This is a genomic window from Rothia sp. HMSC066G07 (assembly GCF_001814485.1).
Taxonomy (GTDB): Bacteria; Actinomycetota; Actinomycetes; order Actinomycetales; family Micrococcaceae; genus Rothia.
Map to the genome: position 1 here is coordinate 15191 of NZ_KV816920.1, position 19976 is coordinate 35166.

General features: G+C 60.2%; 16 protein-coding genes. 9 read left to right on the forward strand and 7 right to left on the reverse strand.

What is annotated here, in order from left to right; genetic code table 11:
- Positions 1 to 341 precede the first annotated feature (341 nt).
- The 6 genes from HMPREF2971_RS01075 (at position 342) to dapC (ending at position 9693) form a co-directional block, all read left to right on the forward strand.
- Positions 342 to 2513, forward strand: coding sequence for an acyltransferase family protein (locus HMPREF2971_RS01075; protein ID WP_070604106.1), 2172 nt, complete (start codon positions 342 to 344; stop codon positions 2511 to 2513).
- Positions 2514 to 2732: 219 nt separating this feature from the next.
- Positions 2733 to 3665, forward strand: a complete 933-nt coding sequence (locus HMPREF2971_RS01080; RefSeq protein WP_049347059.1) for an NAD(+) diphosphatase — start codon at positions 2733 to 2735, stop codon at positions 3663 to 3665.
- 210 nt (positions 3666 to 3875) lie between these two features.
- Positions 3876 to 5786, forward strand: coding sequence for a translational GTPase TypA (gene typA, locus HMPREF2971_RS01085; RefSeq protein WP_070690691.1), 1911 nt, complete (start codon positions 3876 to 3878; stop codon positions 5784 to 5786).
- A 404-nt stretch (positions 5787 to 6190) separates the two neighbouring features.
- Positions 6191 to 7540: a PIG-L family deacetylase gene (locus HMPREF2971_RS01090; protein ID WP_049347063.1), complete on the forward strand. Its 1350-nt coding sequence runs from the start codon at positions 6191 to 6193 to the stop codon at positions 7538 to 7540.
- 500 nt (positions 7541 to 8040) lie between these two features.
- Positions 8041 to 8361 carry a ferredoxin gene (gene fdxA, locus HMPREF2971_RS01095; RefSeq protein WP_005505213.1) on the forward strand — a complete coding sequence of 107 codons (321 nt, stop codon included), beginning with the start codon at positions 8041 to 8043 and terminating at the stop codon, positions 8359 to 8361.
- 192 nt (positions 8362 to 8553) lie between these two features.
- On the forward strand, positions 8554 to 9693 hold the full coding sequence (gene dapC, locus HMPREF2971_RS01100; protein ID WP_070541553.1) for a succinyldiaminopimelate transaminase: 1140 nt from the start codon (positions 8554 to 8556) through the stop codon (positions 9691 to 9693).
- A gap of 122 nt (positions 9694 to 9815) precedes the next feature.
- Here dapC and HMPREF2971_RS01105 read toward each other — a convergent pair whose 3' ends face one another.
- From HMPREF2971_RS01105 to dapD, 7 genes are all read right to left on the reverse strand, one after another.
- Positions 9816 to 10754: an amino acid ABC transporter permease gene (locus HMPREF2971_RS01105; protein ID WP_012903144.1), complete on the reverse strand. Its 939-nt coding sequence runs from the start codon at positions 10752 to 10754 to the stop codon at positions 9816 to 9818.
- Positions 10751 to 11434 (reverse strand): amino acid ABC transporter permease, encoded by a 684-nt coding sequence (locus HMPREF2971_RS01110; protein WP_012903145.1) that lies wholly within the window; start codon positions 11432 to 11434, stop codon positions 10751 to 10753. The genes HMPREF2971_RS01105 and HMPREF2971_RS01110 overlap by 4 nt, the downstream gene beginning before the upstream one ends.
- 19 nt (positions 11435 to 11453) lie before the next feature.
- Positions 11454 to 12284, reverse strand: a complete 831-nt coding sequence (locus tag HMPREF2971_RS01115; protein ID WP_012903146.1) for a glutamate ABC transporter substrate-binding protein — start codon at positions 12282 to 12284, stop codon at positions 11454 to 11456.
- Positions 12285 to 12297: 13 nt separating this feature from the next.
- The gene (locus HMPREF2971_RS01120; protein WP_044150265.1) at positions 12298 to 13062 is read right to left on the reverse strand and encodes an amino acid ABC transporter ATP-binding protein; all 765 of its coding nucleotides are present in this window, start codon (positions 13060 to 13062) and stop codon (positions 12298 to 12300) included.
- A 372-nt stretch (positions 13063 to 13434) separates the two neighbouring features.
- Positions 13435 to 14448, reverse strand: a complete 1014-nt coding sequence (gene galE / locus HMPREF2971_RS01125) for a UDP-glucose 4-epimerase GalE (RefSeq protein WP_044150267.1) — start codon at positions 14446 to 14448, stop codon at positions 13435 to 13437.
- 225 nt (positions 14449 to 14673) lie between these two features.
- Complete coding sequence (locus tag HMPREF2971_RS01130; RefSeq protein WP_070690694.1) at positions 14674 to 15558, reverse strand: DUF4253 domain-containing protein; 885 nt, start codon at positions 15556 to 15558, stop codon at positions 14674 to 14676.
- Positions 15559 to 15836: 278 nt separating this feature from the next.
- The gene (gene dapD, locus HMPREF2971_RS01135; RefSeq protein ID WP_070690698.1) at positions 15837 to 16802 is read right to left on the reverse strand and encodes a 2,3,4,5-tetrahydropyridine-2,6-dicarboxylate N-succinyltransferase; all 966 of its coding nucleotides are present in this window, start codon (positions 16800 to 16802) and stop codon (positions 15837 to 15839) included.
- A gap of 101 nt (positions 16803 to 16903) precedes the next feature.
- Here dapD and dapE point away from each other — a divergent pair, with 101 nt between their 5' ends.
- The 3 genes from dapE (at position 16904) to HMPREF2971_RS01150 (ending at position 19973) form a co-directional block, all read left to right on the forward strand.
- The gene (dapE, locus tag HMPREF2971_RS01140) at positions 16904 to 18097 is read left to right on the forward strand and encodes a succinyl-diaminopimelate desuccinylase (RefSeq protein ID WP_070690701.1); all 1194 of its coding nucleotides are present in this window, start codon (positions 16904 to 16906) and stop codon (positions 18095 to 18097) included.
- Positions 18098 to 18201: 104 nt separating this feature from the next.
- Positions 18202 to 18600, forward strand: coding sequence for a taurine ABC transporter substrate-binding protein (locus HMPREF2971_RS01145; protein ID WP_070690704.1), 399 nt, complete (start codon positions 18202 to 18204; stop codon positions 18598 to 18600).
- A complete protein-coding gene (locus tag HMPREF2971_RS01150; RefSeq protein WP_070690706.1) occupies positions 18600 to 19973 on the forward strand; it encodes a hypothetical protein in 1374 nt (457 codons plus the stop codon). Before HMPREF2971_RS01145 ends, HMPREF2971_RS01150 begins: the two co-directional genes overlap by 1 nt.
- Positions 19974 to 19976: the final 3 nt, after the last annotated feature.

Sequence of the window (19976 nt, forward strand, 5' to 3'; positions counted from 1 at the left end):
GAACGATACGGCGAAAAAATCGAAACCTGGCACTGCTGTGAGCGGCACAGAAAAGAAGTGAGCAATTCGAAGAAATCGAAGATGGTGACATGCCTTGTCGGGTGTGTATCCACCGGCAGAGGGAATGAGCCGCAGAGGGACTGGGAGAAAGCCCACAATCTTTGAAGTTTCACTTTAAAGAACATTAGACTATATAGTTCAAAGAATCTTAGACCAGGGCTCAAAGTATCTGGGGTCATGAAACACCCCAAGAAATATCCACTAGATGCTCATATACAGCGTTCTACCCGGTACGACTTTTGGGGTAGAGGCTAAGCCTTTAACACTCAGGACAACCAAACATGGCATTTAATCTTTTCAAGGGGATTCGTGTGTCCAAAACCGACCAGAATCCTCCCTACGAATCTTTCCTGGAAAGTCGCGGCTTCCGCCCTGAAATCCAGGGTCTTCGTGCGTTCGCAGTACTGCTTGTCGTGATCTACCATGTGTGGGTGGGTAAGGTGTCCGGCGGAGTGGATGTCTTTCTCTTCATTTCCGCATTCCTGCTTTCGCTTTCCTTCATGCGGAAAATCAATGAGGGTAAGCCCCTCAAGCTCCTGAACTACTGGACCCACGTGTTCACCCGTCTGCTGCCCGCAGCGTCGGTCGTGATTCTGCTGACCCTCGCCGGTAGCTTCCTGGTGCTCTCGCCGACCATCTGGAGCGCACGTGCCGTGGACGCGCAGGCGTCCCTGTTCTACTGGCAGAACTGGAACCTGGCGAATAACTCGGTGAATTACTTTGCCTCTAACACCGGCGGCAAGTCGCCCTTCCTGCACTTCTGGTCCCTGTCCATTCAGGGTCAGATCTTCCTGCTGTGGCCGGTGCTCTTCGCAATCGCCGCTCTGCTGGTGAAGAAGACTCGTATCAAGCCGGTACCCGCTGCCGTGCTGGTCTTCGGCCTAGTCTTCTGCGCATCCTTCGCGTTCTCCGTCTGGGAGACCAAGAACTTCGCGGCATACGCCTACTTTGACACCCGCACCCGCCTCTGGGAGTTCGCGGTCGGTACCCTGCTCGCCATCATGACCCTCAAGTGGAAGCCCGCGCACATGGGCACCCGCGTGGCCATGGGCTGGATCGGTACCATCGGTCTGATTACCTGCGGTGCCGTGCTGCCCGTGGAGAAGGCATTCCCCGGCTTCCTGGCGCTGTGGCCGATTCTCTCCGGCGCGCTGGTCATTATTGCCGGCCGCACCGACCACAAGTTCGCAATTGACCGCCTGCTGGTGTCCAAGCCGCTGCTGAACCTGGGCAACATTTCCTACGCCCTGTACCTGGTGCACTGGCCCATGCTCGTGCTGTACAGCGCCGCCGTGGGTAAGCCGCGCGTCTCCTTCCTCGAAGGCACCGTACTGATCGCTGCATCGATTGGCCTGGCGTGGGTTCTGAACCGCTTCGTGGAGAAGCCCCTGCGCTCGGCATCCGATAACTTCCTACCGGCACTCGCCTCCAAGCTGAAGTTCAAGCGCCCCGTGACCTCCTACGCAGCGTGGGCTGGCAATATTGCGTTCGTCGCAGCAATTCTTGCCCTGGTCGCACCGACCGTGCTCGGTACCCGCGCACTGGCTGAGCAGCGTGACGCGCAGGTCATCAGCAATGCGATGGCTAGCGTCCAGAATGATGTCGACACCTACCCCGGTGCGCGTGCGCTCTCACCCGATAAGGAACTCGTTGAGGCTGATCCTATACCGAAGAATGCGACTATTACTAGTCTATTCGTCCCCTGGGATACCGGCTGTAAGGGCTCTTATGTTCTGACTAATGAACAATTGGATATTAGCTGCGGCTACACGAAGAACGCTTCCGATGATGCGCCTCTCTTTGCCGTGGTGGGTAGCTCTCATGCCTTGCAGAAGACAGAAGCTCTGAAAGGCATTTCTAAGCAGGTGGGTGCTAATCAGCTGAACCTGTTGCTAACCGGCTGCCCGTATCCTTTCACCCAGCCTGCGAATACGGTGAATGGGTTCATGAAGCGTTGCATCCCGTTCAGTGAGAATGCGACCGCTGAAATTCTGGCGGCCAAGCCCTCTACTGTATTTATTATTTCGACCACCACAGCAGCAACCGCTGAGGGCGAAACCGTAGACCCCGGTCTAGACGAGACTTTGCGCAAGCTAACCGACGCAGGTATTCAGGTTATTGGTATTCGCGATAACCCGCGTTTCGCCTCTGACATGTACATGTGTGCTATGAAAGCGAAGAATATCGATGACTGCTCTGAACCGGTGGAAGCAAAGTACGGTGATGATCCTGCCGCCCCGATTTTCGCCAAGTACGCTGATCGTGGCGCCTACCAGATCGATCTGAAGGATGTGTACTGCCCCGACGGCAAGTGCTCCGTGATTCAGGGCAACGTCTACATGTACGCTGACTCGAACCACCTGACGAATGTCTATGAGGCAACCCTGACCGATATTATCTACGAGCGTGCCCTTGCCGCTGGTTGGGACCCGAAGGGAACCACCGCAAAGTAACGCACCTGATAAGATTGTGAAGAGTGCAGTGCCCCCTTCCGTTGCGTGCGGGAGGGGGCTTTGCTGTGCTTTGTCGGCTTTTCTACACCTCGTGGACTGTTGGGTAACGAGGGTAGTTTAGTTGGGAGGGGAGTCGGCTTTTGGTTTTGCCAGGCAAACGGTTGCCACGCGCGCGGGCTGTTTGAACGGAATGGAGGTGAGCGGAGTAGAGTAAAACCTATGACTTCTTCATCTGAACACACTCCCGCTGATACTCATACACCGCGCTACCTGCTCCTTTCTCGCGAAGGGGAAACCCTTCTCAACGCTGACGGAACCGTGCACTACCTGACCGGTAACGATGCTGCCGAGCCGCTGACCGAAGACGTGATCCTTGCACGCAGTGTCATCCGCCCCGCCGCTTACGGCGCTGACGCCCAGAAGAATAGTGGCGCGGAGGTGCACGTGCTCTACTGCGAGGATGAAACCCTCGCGCAGGTCGCCGTCAACCTGAACAACCCTCGGGTGCGCGCCTCCAGCAGTGGCTTCTGGTACTACCCGGTCCACGAGGACCCGGAAGGCCGCGCCCACTACGCAACCGCCCTTGCACGCCGCGACTACCTCATCGACATGAGCTACTCCGCCTACAGCGGCGAAGAGGCGCCCCTCGGCTCCAAGGGAATCCGCCGCACCGCCTCCGGCGAGATGGTGTTCCCCCGCATCGAACCCGCCGTCATGGCGCTGGTGACCAGCCGCGACGGCGAGCGCGTGCTACTGGCGAATAACCGCCAGTGGCACCCCAACCGCTTCGCCCTCATTGCCGGTTTCGTTGACCCTGGCGAGAACCTCGAAGAGGCAATCGCCCGCGAAGTCTACGAAGAAACCGGCCTGCACGCCCTCAGCACCGAGTACCGTATGAGCGATGTGTGGCCTTTCCCGCGTTCGCTCATGATTTGCTACCGGGTGCGCGTGGATGAGAACGAAACCATCATCCACCACGACGGTGAGATTCGTGCCGCACGCTGGTTCACCGCCGCTGAGCTGCGTGAGGCGATTGCTATTTCGGAGGAACGTGGCAACAGTGACGAGGATGACCCCGCCAAGCTGGAGCTGCCCGGCACGAACGCCGTCGCTCGCCGCATGATTGATGAGTGGCTCGCAGAAAAGCCCTAGTGATACACTGGTAGCTAAGCCCAACGGAGGGGGGTCCGTTTTGGCGTGCCCGGAAACGTTCTCATCGCAGAGCGGGTCCATCGGCAAACACCCAAACCGGCAACGACCACCAGATACCTATCTGTGGGTACTGCCCTGTGACCCCCTGCGCTGTCTAGAGCGCACCCGTTGGCAAGACTATCCCCTAGATTTAAGCGAGAAACTTAACGCATGTCTGAAAACACCGCTTCGCGCCCCGACCTTCGCAATGTGGCTATCGTGGCACACGTTGACCACGGCAAGACCACCATCGTCGACGCGATGCTGCAGCAGACCCACGCCTTCTCTGCCCACGCAGATGTTGAAGACCGAGTCATGGACTCCGGCGACCTCGAAAAGGAAAAGGGCATCACCATTCTGGCGAAGAACACCACCGTGTTCTACAACGGCCCTTCCGCCAACGGTGAGACCATCACCATTAACGTTATTGACACCCCCGGCCACGCCGACTTCGGTGGCGAGGTGGAGCGCGGCCTGTCCATGGTTGACGGCGTTGTGCTGCTCGTGGACGCATCCGAAGGTCCGCTGCCCCAGACCCGCTTCGTGCTGCGTAAGGCACTGGCTGCTAAGCTGCCCGTGATCCTCGTGGTGAACAAGGTGGACCGCCCCGACTCCCGTATCGACGAGGTCGTTGGCGAGTCCATGGACCTGCTGCTTGGCCTGGCATCCGATTTGGCGGAGGAAGTCCCCGACCTGGACCTGGACGCTGTGCTGAACGTTCCGGTGGTGTACGCATCCGGTAAGGCTGGCGCTGCATCCCTGAACCAGCCCGCAGACGGCCAGCTGCCCGACAACGACGACCTTGAGCCGCTGTTCAAGACCATCATCGAGCACGTGCCCGCCCCCACCTACGATCCCAACGAGGTTCTGCAGGCACACGTGACCAACCTGGACTCCTCCCCGTTCCTGGGTCGTCTGGCACTGGTCCGTATCTTCAACGGCACCCTGAAGAAGGGTCAGACCGTTGCGTGGGCACGTCACGACGGTGAAATCAAGAACGTCCGCATCTCCGAGCTGCTGGCGACTAAGGCTCTCGAGCGCGTTCCCGCAGAGTCCGCTGGTCCCGGCGAGATCGTCGCAGTGGCAGGTATTGAGGACATCACCATTGGTGAAACCCTGACCGACGCTGAGAACCCCAAGCCCCTGCCGCTGATTAAGGTGGACGATCCCGCGATCTCCATGACCATCGGTATTAACACCTCCCCGCTGGCTGGCCGCGTCAAGGGCGCAAAGGTCACCGCACGTCAGGTGAAGGACCGCCTGGACCGCGAGCTGATCGGTAACGTGTCCATCAAGGTTCTGCCCACCCAGCGTCCGGACGCGTGGGAAGTTCAGGGCCGTGGCGAGCTCGCCCTGGCTATCCTCGTGGAGCAGATGCGCCGCGAAGGCTTCGAGCTGACCGTGGGTAAGCCCCAGGTGGTTACCAAGACCATCGACGGCAAGGTCTACGAGCCCATGGAGCACATGATCATTGACGTGCCCGAGGAGCATCTGGGTGCTGTCACCCAGCTGATGGCTGCACGTAAGGGCCGCATGGAGAACATGTCGAACCACGGTACCGGTTGGGTCCGCATGGAGTTCGCTGTTCCCGCACGTGGTCTGATTGGTTTCCGTACTCAGTTCCTGACTGAGACCCGCGGTGCCGGTATTTCTTCCTCCTACTCGATTGAGCACGAGCCGTGGGCTGGCGAGATTGAGTACCGCACCAACGGTTCGCTGATTGCTGACCGTGCCGGCGTGGTGACCCCCTACGCGATGATTAACCTGCAGGAGCGTGGCACCTTCTTCGTGGAGCCCACCTCTGAGGTGTACGAGGGCATGATCGTTGGTATGAACTCCCGTGCAGACGACATGGAAGTTAACATCACCAAGGAAAAGAAGCTGACCAACATGCGTTCTTCGACTGCGGACAACTTCGAAAACCTGACCCCGCCGAAGAAGCTGACCCTGGAAGAGTGCCTGGAGTTCGCTCGCGAAGACGAGTGCGTTGAGGTGACCCCCGAGGCGATTCGTATCCGTAAGGTCATCCTGGATTCCAACGAGCGTGTCCGCGAGTTCCGCCGCCGCGCCCGCGCGAACTAATACAGCGCGAATGACTGTTAGCGTTAGCGACTAACCTGCTGTAGCGGGTGTCGTTGCCCGAGCGCTGTCGTTGCGTAGGAGCCGCCGCTACCTTTCATGTGGAAGGTGGCGGCGGTTCTGTTTAACCGTTCCGTTCGGGAAATAACAGCGGGACAGCGGGGCAGCGGGGGGAGAAGGGGGAGGAGAGCCGGGCGCTTTTGCTTTCTACTGAAAACCGCCTCCAAAAACCGCTTCTGAAAAGCCCGAACACCCCGCGCTGTGCATGCGAGTGTGTAAGATAAAATAATGCGCCTGCACGGTGGTGGCACCCGTCAGCTACTCAACGTCTGCTACTCAACGATGTAAATTGCCGGCGCGCTTTGACCGTCTAAGAAACCCAACCCTGCGTATGAGAGGGAAAGCCTGTGTCTGAAACCGAGAACACTCAGCCTGATTCTGCGACCCCTAGCTATCCCACGCAGGGTGAGCGCATCGCCCCCGGATCGCGCCGTGACCTGCTGCCGAATAACTACGATGCGAAGAAGGCACGCATCCTGTTTGTGCATGCACACCCGGACGACGAAACCTCCTCGACCGGCGCAACCATGGCGTACTATGCGCAGAAGGGCGCGGAGGTGTACCTGCTGACCGCTACCCGCGGTGAACTAGGTGAGGTCATCCCCGAGGAGCTACACCACCTGGAGGTCGGTAAGCCCGGCTGCCGTGATAATGGTGAGGCGCTGGGTGAGTATCGCACCGGTGAGCTTGCCGGCGCTATTAAGGCACTCGGCGTGAAGAAGCAATTCTTCCTGGGTCAGGAACCCGCCGTCGCTGAGGGCGCGCTGCCCCTGTACCGTGACTCCGGCATGGCGTGGGGCCCGGAGGGTAAGCCCGTCGCCAACCCGGTGGCGGCGGAGGACTCGTTGACCGCGCAGCCGCTGGAACCGCAGGCTCAGGCGCTGGTTGCCGCTATCCGCGCCCTCACCCCGGATGTTCTGGTCACCTACGATTCGGACGGCGGCTACGGCCACCCCGACCACGTGCGCGTGTACGAGATTGTGCACCGTGCCCTGCAGATTCTTGAAGATGACGAGGACCGCCCGATTCTTACCTGGGGTATTGAGGGTGAGTTCGACGCGGCTGATCAGCGCCTGCAGGCTGCTATTTACGGTGACGGCACCGCCAAGCGCAAGGCAATGGAGGCGCACCGCACCCAGATTACGGTGGTGGACGAGAAGACTTTTGAGTACTCGAATAAGGTGCCGCAGAAGATTTCTTCCGTGGAGACTTTCCGTGTGCTCGACGGTGACCCGACGGCGACCGTGCACCCGAAGCCGCAGGAGGCTGGTCTGGTGGCGGGCGTTCTGACCGGCTCGATTCTGGGTATTTTTGCCGGTATTGCCGGGTCGATTTACCACGCTTGGGTCGTTTATGCGGGTGATACCGCCCTGCCCCTCGGCTTGCTGGTGGCGTACCTGACGGTTTTCTTTACCGCCCTGTGGTGCGCCCTGTCGCTGCGCCGCGGCTACGCGGCGGCGGTTGTGGCTGTTGCCGTGTTCGTGACCGTGTACGTGCTCGGATACGGTCGCCCCGATTCGCCGTTTGTTTTGGTGAACCCGGGTCATTCGGCGATTGGCTTCTACGGTGCCCTGTGGTGGTTTGGTGCCCCGGTTGCGGCGATGCTGGGCATGCTCGTGTACACGCGCGCTCGCGTGAAGGACGCGCAGTATTTCTCGCCGCGTGCGGCGCATCAGCGTGCGCGCGCTAAGAAGTAGCCTGAAGGCTATTACTATGTCATAACGTGGGGGAGGGGCGTTCCGGTTAGCCGGGACGCCCCTCCTGCTGTTTTTGGGCGCTGCACCGCTGCTGTCTTCTGCACCCGCCGGATAGAGGCTCAGGTAGAGGACAATAGGGAAGAAAATTTATGCGTTATTCGGTGAATTTAGCGGAGGTGGAAATAATGGCAACTTCATCAAAAAATTCATATGACGAAGATTTCATTTTTGGCTTAATCTATTTTTAAAAGCCAGCCGACTAGTCGTAATGCAAATAAATACCAGGTCAGCCTAGCCTAAAAAATACCCCCACAAACCCAATGACCCACTGTCTGATACACCACGAAAATACTGTTAAACAGTCAGCGCGCGATAGACTATACACAGACTTCCCCGCCGGGTACCAACCACTCGGCGGTTTACTCTGTAGATTCTGCCCTGCAGCAGACGACCCGCAGAACGGCGGGCACGGGGCGAACAGCTTCTAGAAAGGCACACCAATGACCTACGTAATCGCGCTTCCCTGCGTGGATGTCAAAGACCGCGCATGCGTTGAAGAATGCCCCGTCGACTGCATCTACGAAGGCGAACGCACCCTGTACATCCACCCCGATGAGTGCGTGGACTGCGGCGCCTGCGAGCCCGTCTGCCCCGTAGAAGCAATCTACTACGAAGACGACGTCCCCGAAGAGTGGAGCGAATACGTCAGCGCCAACGCAGACTTCTTCGACGACCTGGGTTCCCCCGGTGGCGCAGCAAAGCTCGGCCCCACCGGCAAGGACGTGCCCTTCATCGCGGCACTGCCCCCTCGTGGCGAGTAATCCCTGCGGCGAGTAATAACGACAACCGCATAGACTGACCACACCCGCTAACGGGTGCCAAGAGCCTCCATCTAGCACCCGGTGCCCACGCACCGTCTAGGCGCTGGAATGGAGGCTCTTGCTGTAGGCACGCCAGCGCCCGGACGCTAGACTAAAATGACGAAAACTATTCCCAAGCAACCAGGTGACACAATGACTTACGGCCTGAACCTGCCCGAATACCCCTGGGAGGCGCTCGCCCCCTACCGCGCAACCGCGGCCGCCCACCCGGACGGTCCGGTGGACCTGTCCATCGGCACCCCGGTCGACCCGACCCCGCAGAACATTCGCGAGGCGCTGGCTGCTGCCTCTGACGCTCCCGGCTACCCGACCACCCACGGCACCCTCGCCCTGCGTGAGGCTATTGCTGAGTGGTTTGCGCGCCGCCGCGGCGTGACCGGTCTGAGCCCGGACGCGATCATGCCCACGGTCGGCTCGAAAGAGCTTGTGGCGTGGCTGCCGTTCCTGCTGGGTCTGGGCCCGGGCGATGTGGTCGTGTACCCGCGCGTTGCGTACCCCACCTACGATATGGGTGCCCGCTTCGCCCGCGCCGAGTCCGTGCCCGCTGACAGCCTGGATGAGCTGGACGCTGACACCCGCAGCCGTGTGAAGCTGATTTGGGTGAACTCCCCGGCGAACCCGAACGGTGTGGTGCGTACCGTGGAGCAGCTGCGTGAGATTGTGGCGCAGGCGCGTGAAATCGGTGCCGTGGTGGCATCTGACGAATGCTATGCGGAGCTCGGTTGGGGTGCTTGGGATGAGGTGCGCGGCGGTCAGCCGGTGCCGTCTATCCTGGATCCGCGCGTGTGCGATGGCGACTTCACCGGCCTGTTTGCGGTGTACTCGCTGTCGAAGCAGTCGAACCTCGCCGGTTACCGCGCCGCGTTCATCGCCGGTGCCCCCGAGCTGATGCCGAACCTGATTAATAGCCGTAAGCACGCCGGCATGATTGTGCCCGCCCCCGTGCAGGCTGCCATGATGGTGGCGCTGGCTGATGAGGCACACGTGGAGGCTCAGAAGGACCTGTACCGTGCCCGCCGTGAGGTACTGCAGGAGGCGATTGCCGCCGCCGGTGGCCGCATCGAGAATTCTGAGGCTGGCCTGTACCTGTGGACCACTTTCGGCGAGTCCACCTGGGATTCGATTGGTCGCCTGGCGGAGCTGGGGATTATTGCTGGCCCCGGCGTGTTCTACGGCGAGGACGGCGAAGGCTACGTGCGTATCGCCCTGACCGCTTCTGATGAGGCGGTGGCGAAGGCTGCTGAGCGTCTGAAGGCATCTGCATCTAAGTAGTCCCGACAGGTCTAACTAGCCTGCATGGCAGAAAGCCCCCGCGCCCTCCCACTAGGGAGGAAACGCGGGGGCTTTGCTGTATCCGCTGATTGCCGTTGGCTGAGGAGCCCGAACGAGAAGGGCTACTTGCGGCCGCCGGGCAGAACGAACATCTGAACGGTCGGCGGGTTCGGGTTATCCAACTCGCCGGGAATCAGCTCGCGGGTCACCTTAGCGGAGGTGCGCGATGCCAGGCGGTCGGTAATGCCGGTTGCCACAGCCGTCAGGATGAAGTTCACAATCACGAACAGCGCCGCTGCCAGAAGCAGGGTCTGCAGCACGTTACCGTCACCGGAGCCGATGCGGCGCGCCGAAGCGAGCAGCTCGGGGTAGGAGATGATGTAACCGAGGGCGGTGTCCTTCAGAATCACAACGAACTGGCTGAGCATCGAGGGCATCATCGCGGTGAACGCCTGCGGAATCAGAATCTGAATCAGAGTCTGGCTGGGGGTCAGACCGATTGCCAGACCCGCCTCACCCTGACCGCGCGGAAGCTGCTTCACACCCGAACGCAACAGCTCAGCAATCACCGAGCCGTTGTACAGGGTCAGGCCAATCACCACGGCGATGAAGGGCAGCTGAGCCGGCGGAAGGCCGCTGTACTTGCCCAGGAACAGCCAGAAGAAGATCATCATGATCAGCACGGGCACGGCGCGGAAGAACTCCACGACCACGGTACCAATCCAACGGAATACACGGTACTGAGACAGTCGAGCAATACCGAAGAGCAGACCGAACGCGATGGAGGTGACCACCGAAATCGCTGCCGCCGACAGGGTTGAGGCGAGGCCCGGCAGGTAGTAGGAAGTCCAGGCACGGGCGGTGAACAGATCAGTCCACTTCTCCGGCTCCAGCTGGCCCTTCTCACCCATCACGGTCAGCACGTACACCGCGAAAATCGCGAAGACGATGAGTGCCGCAATGTTGAAGATGCGGGTGCGGCGCTGAGCAATGGGGCCCGGCTCATCGAAAAGCACCGAAGAAGCGGCGCGGGTTTCATTACTGATAAAGGGGTTTTTCATCGCTTCACCGCCAGCTTACGAGAGGACCAGGTGGTCAGGACACCAATGGGAACAACAATAATCACGAAGCCCATTGCGAAGATCATGAAGATGGCAAGCACCATGTTCGCGTCGAACTCAATCATGGACTTCATCATGCCGGAAGCCTCAGCCACCGACGCCACGGAAGCCACGGTCGTGTTCTTCGCCAGAGCAATCAGGGTGTTACCGAGCGGGGTGATGGAACCGCGCAGAGCCTGCGGGAAAATCACCAGGCGGGCGGTGTCGAAGAAGCCCAGACCGATAGCGCGTGCTGCCTCAGCCTGCCCCTTCGGCACGGTGTTCACACCCGAACGAATCGCCTCGCAGATGAACGCCGCGTGGTAAATCGACAGCACAATCACCGCGTACACGAAGAAGTTCGTGTCAAAATCGTGCGAGAAGGAGAGCTGGAACTGAGTCCACACACCCAGAATCGCCAGGGTCATCAGAATAGTCAGCGGAGTGTTACGCACCAGGTGCACGTAGGCGGTACCCACCCAGCGCAGGGACGGAACGGGGCTGATGCGCATGAGCGCCAGCACGGTACCGATGACGAAGGAGCCAATAGCCGCCCAGAAGGTCAGCTCAATATTGGTCATGAAGGCGCCGAGCACATCGTACTTTGCCAGGAGGGCGCCGAGTTGGTCAAAGAATGACATTCGTGAACCTCTCTAGAGACTAGGCGCAGGAAGCGCTCGGGGACGGCGGGTTCTTTTCGGTGTTGTAGTGGTAGCCGGTACCTTCGGTGTACTTGGTGACCAGCCTCTCCCAGGTGCCGTCGGCGACCATCTCGTTGATTGCCTTGTTCACGGCCTCGCACTTGTCGGTGCCCTTGGGCAGACCCACACCGTAGCGTTCAGTGGTGAACGGTGCACCAACCACCTTCAGCTTGCCCTTGTTCGCCTTGGTGGCTGCCAGACCGGCGAGGATGATGTCGTCGGTGGTGACGGCGTCCACCACGCCGCCGTTGAGGGCGACCACGCAGTCGGAGTAGCTATTCTGCTTGACCAGGTTCACGTTCTTGGCGAACTTGTCCTGCACCTTCTGGGCGCTGGTGGAGCCGGTGACGGAGCAGAGGTTCTTGCCGTTGAGGTCGTCCGGGCCGTGAATATCGGTGTTATCGGCACGCACGAGCAGGTCCTGACCCGCGGTGTAGTAGGGGCCGGCGAAGTCCACGGTCTTCTTACGGCTATCAGAGATGGAGTAGGTCGCAAAGATCATGTCCACCTGGCCGTTGTTGAGCATGTTCTCACGGTTGGCACTGGGGGACTCGACGAACTCAATCTGGTCTTCGGAGTAGCCGAGCTTACCGGCGATGTAGCGTGCTACGTCCACATCGAAGCCGGTGTACTGGCTGCCATCCTGGTAACCGAGGCCGGGCTGATCGAACTTGATGCCGATGCGAATCTTGTGGTCGTTGTTTGCGCTGGAGCAACCGGCGAGGGTGCCGGTGAGGGCGAGGGATGCTGCCGCGGCGAGCGCTGCCAGCTTGCGTGAATATTTTTTCATTTCACCCTCCGGATTAGTGGTCGATGATCTTGGACAGGAAGTCCTTGGCGCGGTCGCTCTTCGGGTTGGTGAAGAACTCGTCCGGGTGGGCTTCCTCGACGATTTCGCCGTCGGCCAGGAACACGATGCGGTCGGCGGCCTTGCGGGCGAAGCCCATCTCGTGGGTCACCACGATCATGGTCATGCCTTCCTTCGCGAGGGAGACCATGGTGTCGAGCACCTCGTTGACCATTTCGGGGTCGAGCGCGCTGGTGGGCTCGTCGAAGAGCATGACCTTGGGCTTCATGGCGAGGGCGCGGGCGATGGCGACGCGCTGCTGCTGGCCACCGGAAAGCTGGGCGGGCATCTTGTTCGCCTGGGAATCCACGCCGACCTTTGCGAGCAGCTTCATGGCCTCCGCTTCTGCCTCCGACTTGGAGATTTTGCGGATGCGGCGGGGGCCGAGGGTCACGTTATCGAGGATGGTCTTGTGCGCGAAGAGGTTGTACGACTGGAAAACCATGCCGACCTCTGCGCGGAGCTTGGCGAGGGCGCGGCCCTCCTTGGGCAGTTCCTGCCCGTCAATCTTGATGGAACCGCTGGAGATGGTTTCGAGGCGGTTGATGGTTCGGCAGAGGGTCGATTTGCCGGAACCCGACGGGCCGAGGAGGATGATGACTTCGCCCTTGCCCACGGAAAGGTTGATGTTCTTCAGAACGTGATTAGTGCCGTAGTACTTGTTGACGTCGGTAATCTCTACGAGATTTTTCTGTGCTGCGGGAGCTGCCTGTGCGGACATCACTAACCTTTCATGTGAGATGTATCTATGATGCGGGTTACAAAAATGGTGTGTTTTCAGTTTACATGCGCCATGTAACACGCGTGTAAATTATTCGTTTCCCTATTGAAACACTGTGAATTTTTAAGGGGTAGTGCATAGTTATAGTATTTTTGACGTAAAAATACGGGTCAAAAGCACCTCTTCTGCGTAAAAGGCCCTGACTAGGAGTAACACCGCAAATACTCGGCATGCTCCCGGGAGATGCCAACCGCCTCCGGTGTGTAACTCGCCTGCCGGCAAAAATTTCAAAAAAGCGCGCAAAAATGCCCGATAGGTGATATAACACCTATCGGGCACTCTTCAACACCCCTCACAAGGGGCTAAAACAGCTTAGGCTTCGTAACCGTTGGGGTTGTTCTTCTGCCAGTTCCAGTGGTCGCGAATCATGGTCTTAATGTCGCGGCTAGCGCTCCAACCCAGATCCGCCAGAGCGGAGGAAGGATCAGCGTAAGAGACTGCAACGTCACCGGGGCGACGATCCACAATCTTGTACGGCAGTTCCTTACCGCACGCCTCCTCGAACGCGTGCAGAACCTGCAGAACCGAGTAGCCGTTACCGGTACCCAGGTTCCAGGTGTGCAGGCCGCCGTGCTCAGTAATGTAGTTCAGCGCCTTCAGGTGGCCGTCAGCCAGGTCAACCACGTGGATGTAGTCGCGCACGCCGGTACCGTCAACGGTCGGGTAGTCATTACCGAAGACGTTCAGGTGCTCGCGGCGACCCACAGCAACCTGCGCGATGAAGGGCACCAGGTTGTTCGGGATGCCCGCCGGGTCCTCACCGATACGGCCGGACTCGTGCGCACCAACGGGGTTGAAGTAACGCAGCAGAGCAATGTTCCACTTGGAGTCGGAAGCAGCCAGGTCGACCAGCATGTCCTCAATGTGCTCCTTGGTGCGGCCGTAGCAGGACTGCGCATCCATGTTCATCTTCTCGATCAGAGGCATGGACTCGGGCTCACCGTACACGGTAGCGGAGGAGGAGAACACGATGGAGTGGCAGTCAGCCTCGTCCATTGCGTACAGCAGGTTCAGGGTGCCAGCCACGTTGGTCTGGTAGTACCACAGCGGCTTCTCAGCGGACTCGCCCACAGCCTTCAGGCCCGCAAAGTGAATCACAGCGTCGGGGCGAACCTGCTTGAAGAGAGCCTTCATACCTTCGAGGTCGAGCAGGTCAACCTTGTGGAACTCGGGGGCGCGGCCAGCGAGTTCAGCGACGCGCTTGAGGGACTCCTCGGAAGAGTTCGCGAGGTTATCCATGACGACGACGTCGTGGCCTGCCTTGAGCAGTTCAAGTACAGTGTGGGAGCCGATGTAGCCGGCGCCGCCGGTAACGAGTACCTTCATGATGTCCTTTCGGGCTTTATATATCCGGAAAAAGTGCTCCGGATGGGGGACAAAAGCTGTTGAGCTGTATCTAATGGTACAGCCGTGCACGTGGTGTAAGTACTGCGGAACACTGTGCGCTTGTGCACTCTGATGTGAGCACGTGGGAAGCGTTCTTTAGGTGTGTCGACACTCGCTTTTGCCCAGCGCCTGAATCCGCGTATCAGCTGATTTCTGATCCGACTTCTAATCCCACCAGAAATACCACTGGCGGCTCTGGTGAATAAACTCCGTCAGCTGCTCAATATCTTCAAACACCTGGAACGGAAGATCGGAACAGAATGCGAATTGCTCGACCGCCAGATTCTTCGTCTCGACCGGGTCGGTGACGGGGCGTTCCACCAGAAACTCCAGGCAGTCAGCACCGTCAAGAGCCGCCGGGATGGCACCGTACTTTTCACGCCAGTAGTGGGTGAATGCCAGCTGCGTTTCAGCGTCCGGGCAGTCATTCCAGCCGCCGAAGGGCAGGTACGCGGGAATATCGGCAGGGTCATCGGTCGGAATCTGTAGTAGGAGCATCTCGCCTTTCTCCTCTTCATCCAGGAGCTCGTAGCAGAGAAGGGCAGAAAGAGTCGGGGCGTCATCTTCGGGCTCCTCATCGGGCAGAAAATCGGAGCTCATAAACTCGTCAATAAGCTCGTTGAGGTTGAAGTCGTCCGGGTCGTCTTCGCTAGTCTCTTCGCCATCGTCGGCAACCCGGCGCAGCTGCTGGGCAATGACTGCGTTGCCGTATTCTTCGGTGGAGGCGCCACCCCGGGCGGTACGGTAACGCTGCAGGACGGCACGAGTGTAGGCGCTCACCTGCTCGGGGGTCAGAGTCTCAACATCGTCAATGATGTCGTGCTCAAGGGACACCGCAATGACCATGCTTTCAAGCACCGTATCGTTCAGGTTTAGGAAGAAGGGGACGAACCCCTCCGCGCGCCCCAGCTTAGCCAACTCATCGTAACGAGCCATGGCATCAGCGGCAGGAGCGCCCATTGGAATACGCTCGTGCGGGTAGGGGAAAAGTCGCATAAAGTGCCGGTAGGTTTCGCTCATCGTCGACTCTGACTTAGTTGATTCGGGCATCTGAGTTCCTCTCTGAACTATACAGGTGGTCAGTCATGGCGGGTGCGCTGTACCCGGTACTACCAGCCTAGCGAAAGCCCGAGCATCCCGCTCTGAAAACGGTCATCGTAGCCGCCGCGGATTCGCGCCCAGTCTGTAAGATCGGCGGACGAGGGAACACCGGGCGCAGAAAAGGGGTCGGGATGCTTCACACATCCCGACCCCTAAAGCCGATCCCTAAAGTTCGCGGGCCGACCCCCAACGTTGGCAAGGGCAACCAGCGCTAGTCCAGGTACAGACTAGTTCAGGTGCAGCGCCTCGTTCAGCTCCACGGTGTTCTTTGCACGCGGCAGAACCTCAATCGCGCCGCTGATCGAATTGCGGCGGAACAGCAGGTTCGACACGCCGGACAGCTCCGCAGCCTTCACCACGCGCGCCTCCTGACCGGGCAGCAGAACACTCACGCGCGAACCAGCGGTCACGTACAGGCCAGCCTCAACCACGCAGTCATCACCCAGGGCAATACCGATGCCGGACTCCGCACCCAGCAGGGAACGCTCACCAATAGACACGCGCTGAGTGCCGCCACCGGAAAGAGTACCCATCGTGGAGGCGCCGCCACCCACATCCGAGCCGTCGCCCACCACAACGCCCTGAGAAATACGGCCCTCAACCATGGAGGTGCCCAGGGTGCCGGCGTTGAAGTTCACGAAGCCTTCGTGCATCACGGTCGTGCCGGACGCCAGGTGCGCACCCAGGCGCAGACGGTCACCGTCGCCAATACGCACGCCGGCGGGAACCACATAATCCACCAGGCGCGGGAACTTATCAATGTGGCTCACGCTCAGGTGACCCAGCTTGCGCAGACCAATCGCAAGCTTCTGGAACTCGGCGGCAAGCACCGGGCCGTGGTTGGTCCACGCAACGTTCGCCAGGGTGCCGAACAGGCCGTCCAGGTTCAGCTCGTTGGGGCGAACCAGAGTGTGGGAGAGCAGGTGCAGACGCAGGTACGCGTCGACTGCGTCTTCGGGTGCCTCATCCAGGTTGATGGAGGCGGTACGCACCTCGGTACGGGCGTTGCGCGCAGGGTGCTCAACGGCCAGGTCCTCCAGCTCGTCCGCGATGGACAGGTCGGGGGTCTGGGTGAGGGAGGGGGCGGGGAACCAGGCATCCAGGACGGTGCCGGCGTGCTCGCCAGAGACAACAACATTGACCAGTGCAACGCCGGAGGCGTAACGGGGAGTGTTTTCAGACATGCTTCCCATTATAGTTTTGGGGGTTAGAGCCCCTTCAAGACCGTCTCATATGCTCGATATCGGCGTTGAGGGCGTGGGTGTGGGCGCGGGCGAACCTGTAAGGTGGAAGGATGAGCGTTTCCCCCAAGAATTCTGAGCGTCACCCTGTACCGCAGCCGCCCCTGAACCTGGACGTGTCCATGCCCGAGCTGACCCGTGCCCTGCTGGATTACGAGTCAGTTTCTGGTAACGAACGAACGATTGCTGATGCCGTGCACACGGCGCTGTCGTTCTGCCCCCACCTGCACCTGACCCGTGACGGGGACGCCATCATTGCCCGCACCGAATTCCCGCCGCTGCCTGGAGCTGAGGGGGAGAGTGCTGAGGGGGAGCGTACCCGCATTATCCTCGCCGGTCACCTGGATACCGTGCCCCTGCCTACCGTCGAGGGTTCCCTGGGTACTGTGCCCTCTACGGTGCGTGAAGAAGAGGACGGGTACGTGCTCTACGGCCGCGGCGCCACCGATATGAAGGGCGGCGTTGCGGTGCAGCTGAAGCTTGCCGCCGAGCTGACCGCGCAGGACACCGACTACAACCTGACCTACATCTTCTACGACAACGAAGAGGTCGCTAGCGAGCTTTCCGGCCTAGCGCGCCTGATCCGCAACCACGGTGAGCTCATCACCGACGCAGATTTCGGTGTGCTGCTCGAACCGACCAACGGCACCATTGAGGGCGGCTGCAACGGCACCATGCGTTTCTTCGTGCGCACCCGCGGCCTGGCCGCCCACTCGGGTCGCGCCTGGCGCGGTGAGAACGCGATTCACGCCCTGGCACCGGCGTTGGCGGCGCTCGCCTCCTACGAGCCGAAGACCATCGCGGTGGAGGGCCTGGACTATCGTGAGGGCCTGAATGCGGTGCAGATTTCTGGTGGCGTTGCCGGTAACGTGATTCCCGATGCGGCGGCGATGCACGTGAACTACCGATTCGCCCCGGATAAGACCCTGGATGAGGCGGTCGCCCACGTGCGTGAGGTTTTCGCCGGATACGAGCTGGACTTTGTGGATCTTTCCCCGGCGGCTCGCCCCGGCCTGGACACCCCGCTGGCGGCATCCCTGATTGAGGCGGTGGGCGAGGAACCCCAGCCCAAGTACGGTTGGACGGATGTGGCGCGCCTGAGCGAGATTGGTATTCCCGCCGTGAACTTCGGTCCCGGTGACGCCCTGCTGGCTCACACCGATAATGAGCATGTGAGCTTTAGCCAGCTGACCCGTTGCCACGCGGATTTGCGTGCCTGGCTGCTCAGCGACCGTGACGAGGATTAGACACAACAGGACTAGTCGCGGCGCTGATTCTGCCGGTGCTGGCGCTACTATTTGAATTTAGGTGACCGTCAGGGGTTGACGGTCCTGCATGATATGAGATTGACATGAACTTTCTTCTGATTCTGCTTGCCCTGCTGATTGTGGGCATCGCGGCGCTCTCCGTTGTGGCGCTCGGCGGTGAGCGTGCCGTGCCCGGTGCCGCGTTCTTTAGCGGCGTGGGCCGTGACGGTTTAGGAACTTTCGACCGTGTGGAGGATTTGACTACCTCGGTTCGTTTCTTCGGCAATCCCGAGGGCGAAAAGGTGTCGGCGAGTGAGTCAGCATCCAGTGATGCTTCTGCCGAAGCAGCCGCAGAATCCGCTGAGGGTGCTGCTGAGCCCGTGCGTCGCGTCGCGGTTCCGCTGGCTGATGATGCGGAGAGCACCTTGAGCGCCCATGACTTTGTGGAGAAGCGAAAGAACCCGCAGGCTGAGGGTGCGCTTTCGGTGGCTGAGGGGAGCTAGTGCCGGTGAGTGTTCCTTCTGCGCACACTAGCCCTGTTCCGCCTGCCCGCGCTGACTCTGCCGCTGACTCGGTACCTCGCACCGCCTCCACGAAGGAGCAGGGCGAGTCTTTTGATGAGTTGCTGACCTGGGCGTACACCGCCGCCGGTGAGCGCCTGCACCGGGTGGGGGAGCGTCTGCGTGCCCTGCCCGCGTGGCTGTCGGTACTGCTGATTTACGGCCTGTCCCGCGTGTGGGGTTTCATCGTGTTTGCCGTGGTCGGCCAGCAGCAGCTGCGCAGCCCGTGGGGTCAGCACCTGGATTATTTGTCGTTCATTAGCATCTGGGATGCCGGCTGGTATGAGCAGATCGCGGTACAGGGCTACCCGAATGAGCTGCCGGTGAACGCGGCGGGTGTGGTTGAGCAGAATCAGTGGGCTTTTTACCCGATTTTCCCGCAGCTTTCCGGTGCTATTAGCCATGCGACGGGCATCGGGTACTACCCGGTGGCGGCGACGGTTGCTCTGCTTGCCGGTTTCGCGGCGGCGTGGGTGATTTACCTGCTGTTTGAGGCGTCGTTGAAGGCGACCGGTTTCAAGAGCGAGGAATCGCCTTCTGCGCTGTCTATGTGGGCTGTGGCGTTGGTGTCGTTTTTGCCGGTGGCGCCGGTGTTGCAGGTTCCGTATGCGGAGTCGCTGAACCTGGTGTTCCTTGCCGGCGCGCTGCTGTGCCTGGTTCAGGGACGCTACGGCCTGCTGGTTCCTGTGGCGGCGTTGGCGTGCCTGTCCCGCCCGGTGGGTGTGCCCCTGGGTGCGACAGCCGGCCTGTGGTGGTTTGCGTGCTGGGTGCGTTCGAGCCGCCAGTCGGGTATGGGCGCGGCATTTGTGCGTCATCTAGGGCAGCTGGTCAGCGCCTTGGTGGTGTGTGCGTGTGCGCTGGTGTGGCCTGCGATTGCGTGGTGGGCTACGGGCCGTGTGGATGCGTACACCGCCACGGAGACGGCGTGGCGCGGTACCCATTTGGCGCCGATTCAGCCGTGGCTTTCACAGGGGTACCTGTACTTTGGGTATGTGGCTCCGGTGTTGCTGACTGTGCTGATTTTGGGTTTTATTGCTTTGTGTTTGAGCCCTCTGGTGCGTAGGGTTTTGGCGGCTCCGTTGAACCTGTGGTGCCTGAGCTATTTTGCGTATTTGATTCTGTTTTTGAATCCGCAGTCGTCGACGTTCCGTCTGCTGTTGCCGTTGTTCCCGTTGGTGATTGTGGCGGCGGCGGCGAGCCGTTCGCGGGCGTATCGTTGGGCGTTGCTGGTGGCGGGTGCGTGTGCGCAGTGGGGCTGGGTTGGCTGGCTGTGGCATTGGAAGCAGCTCCCCGGCGGTGGAGATTACCCGCCGTAAACC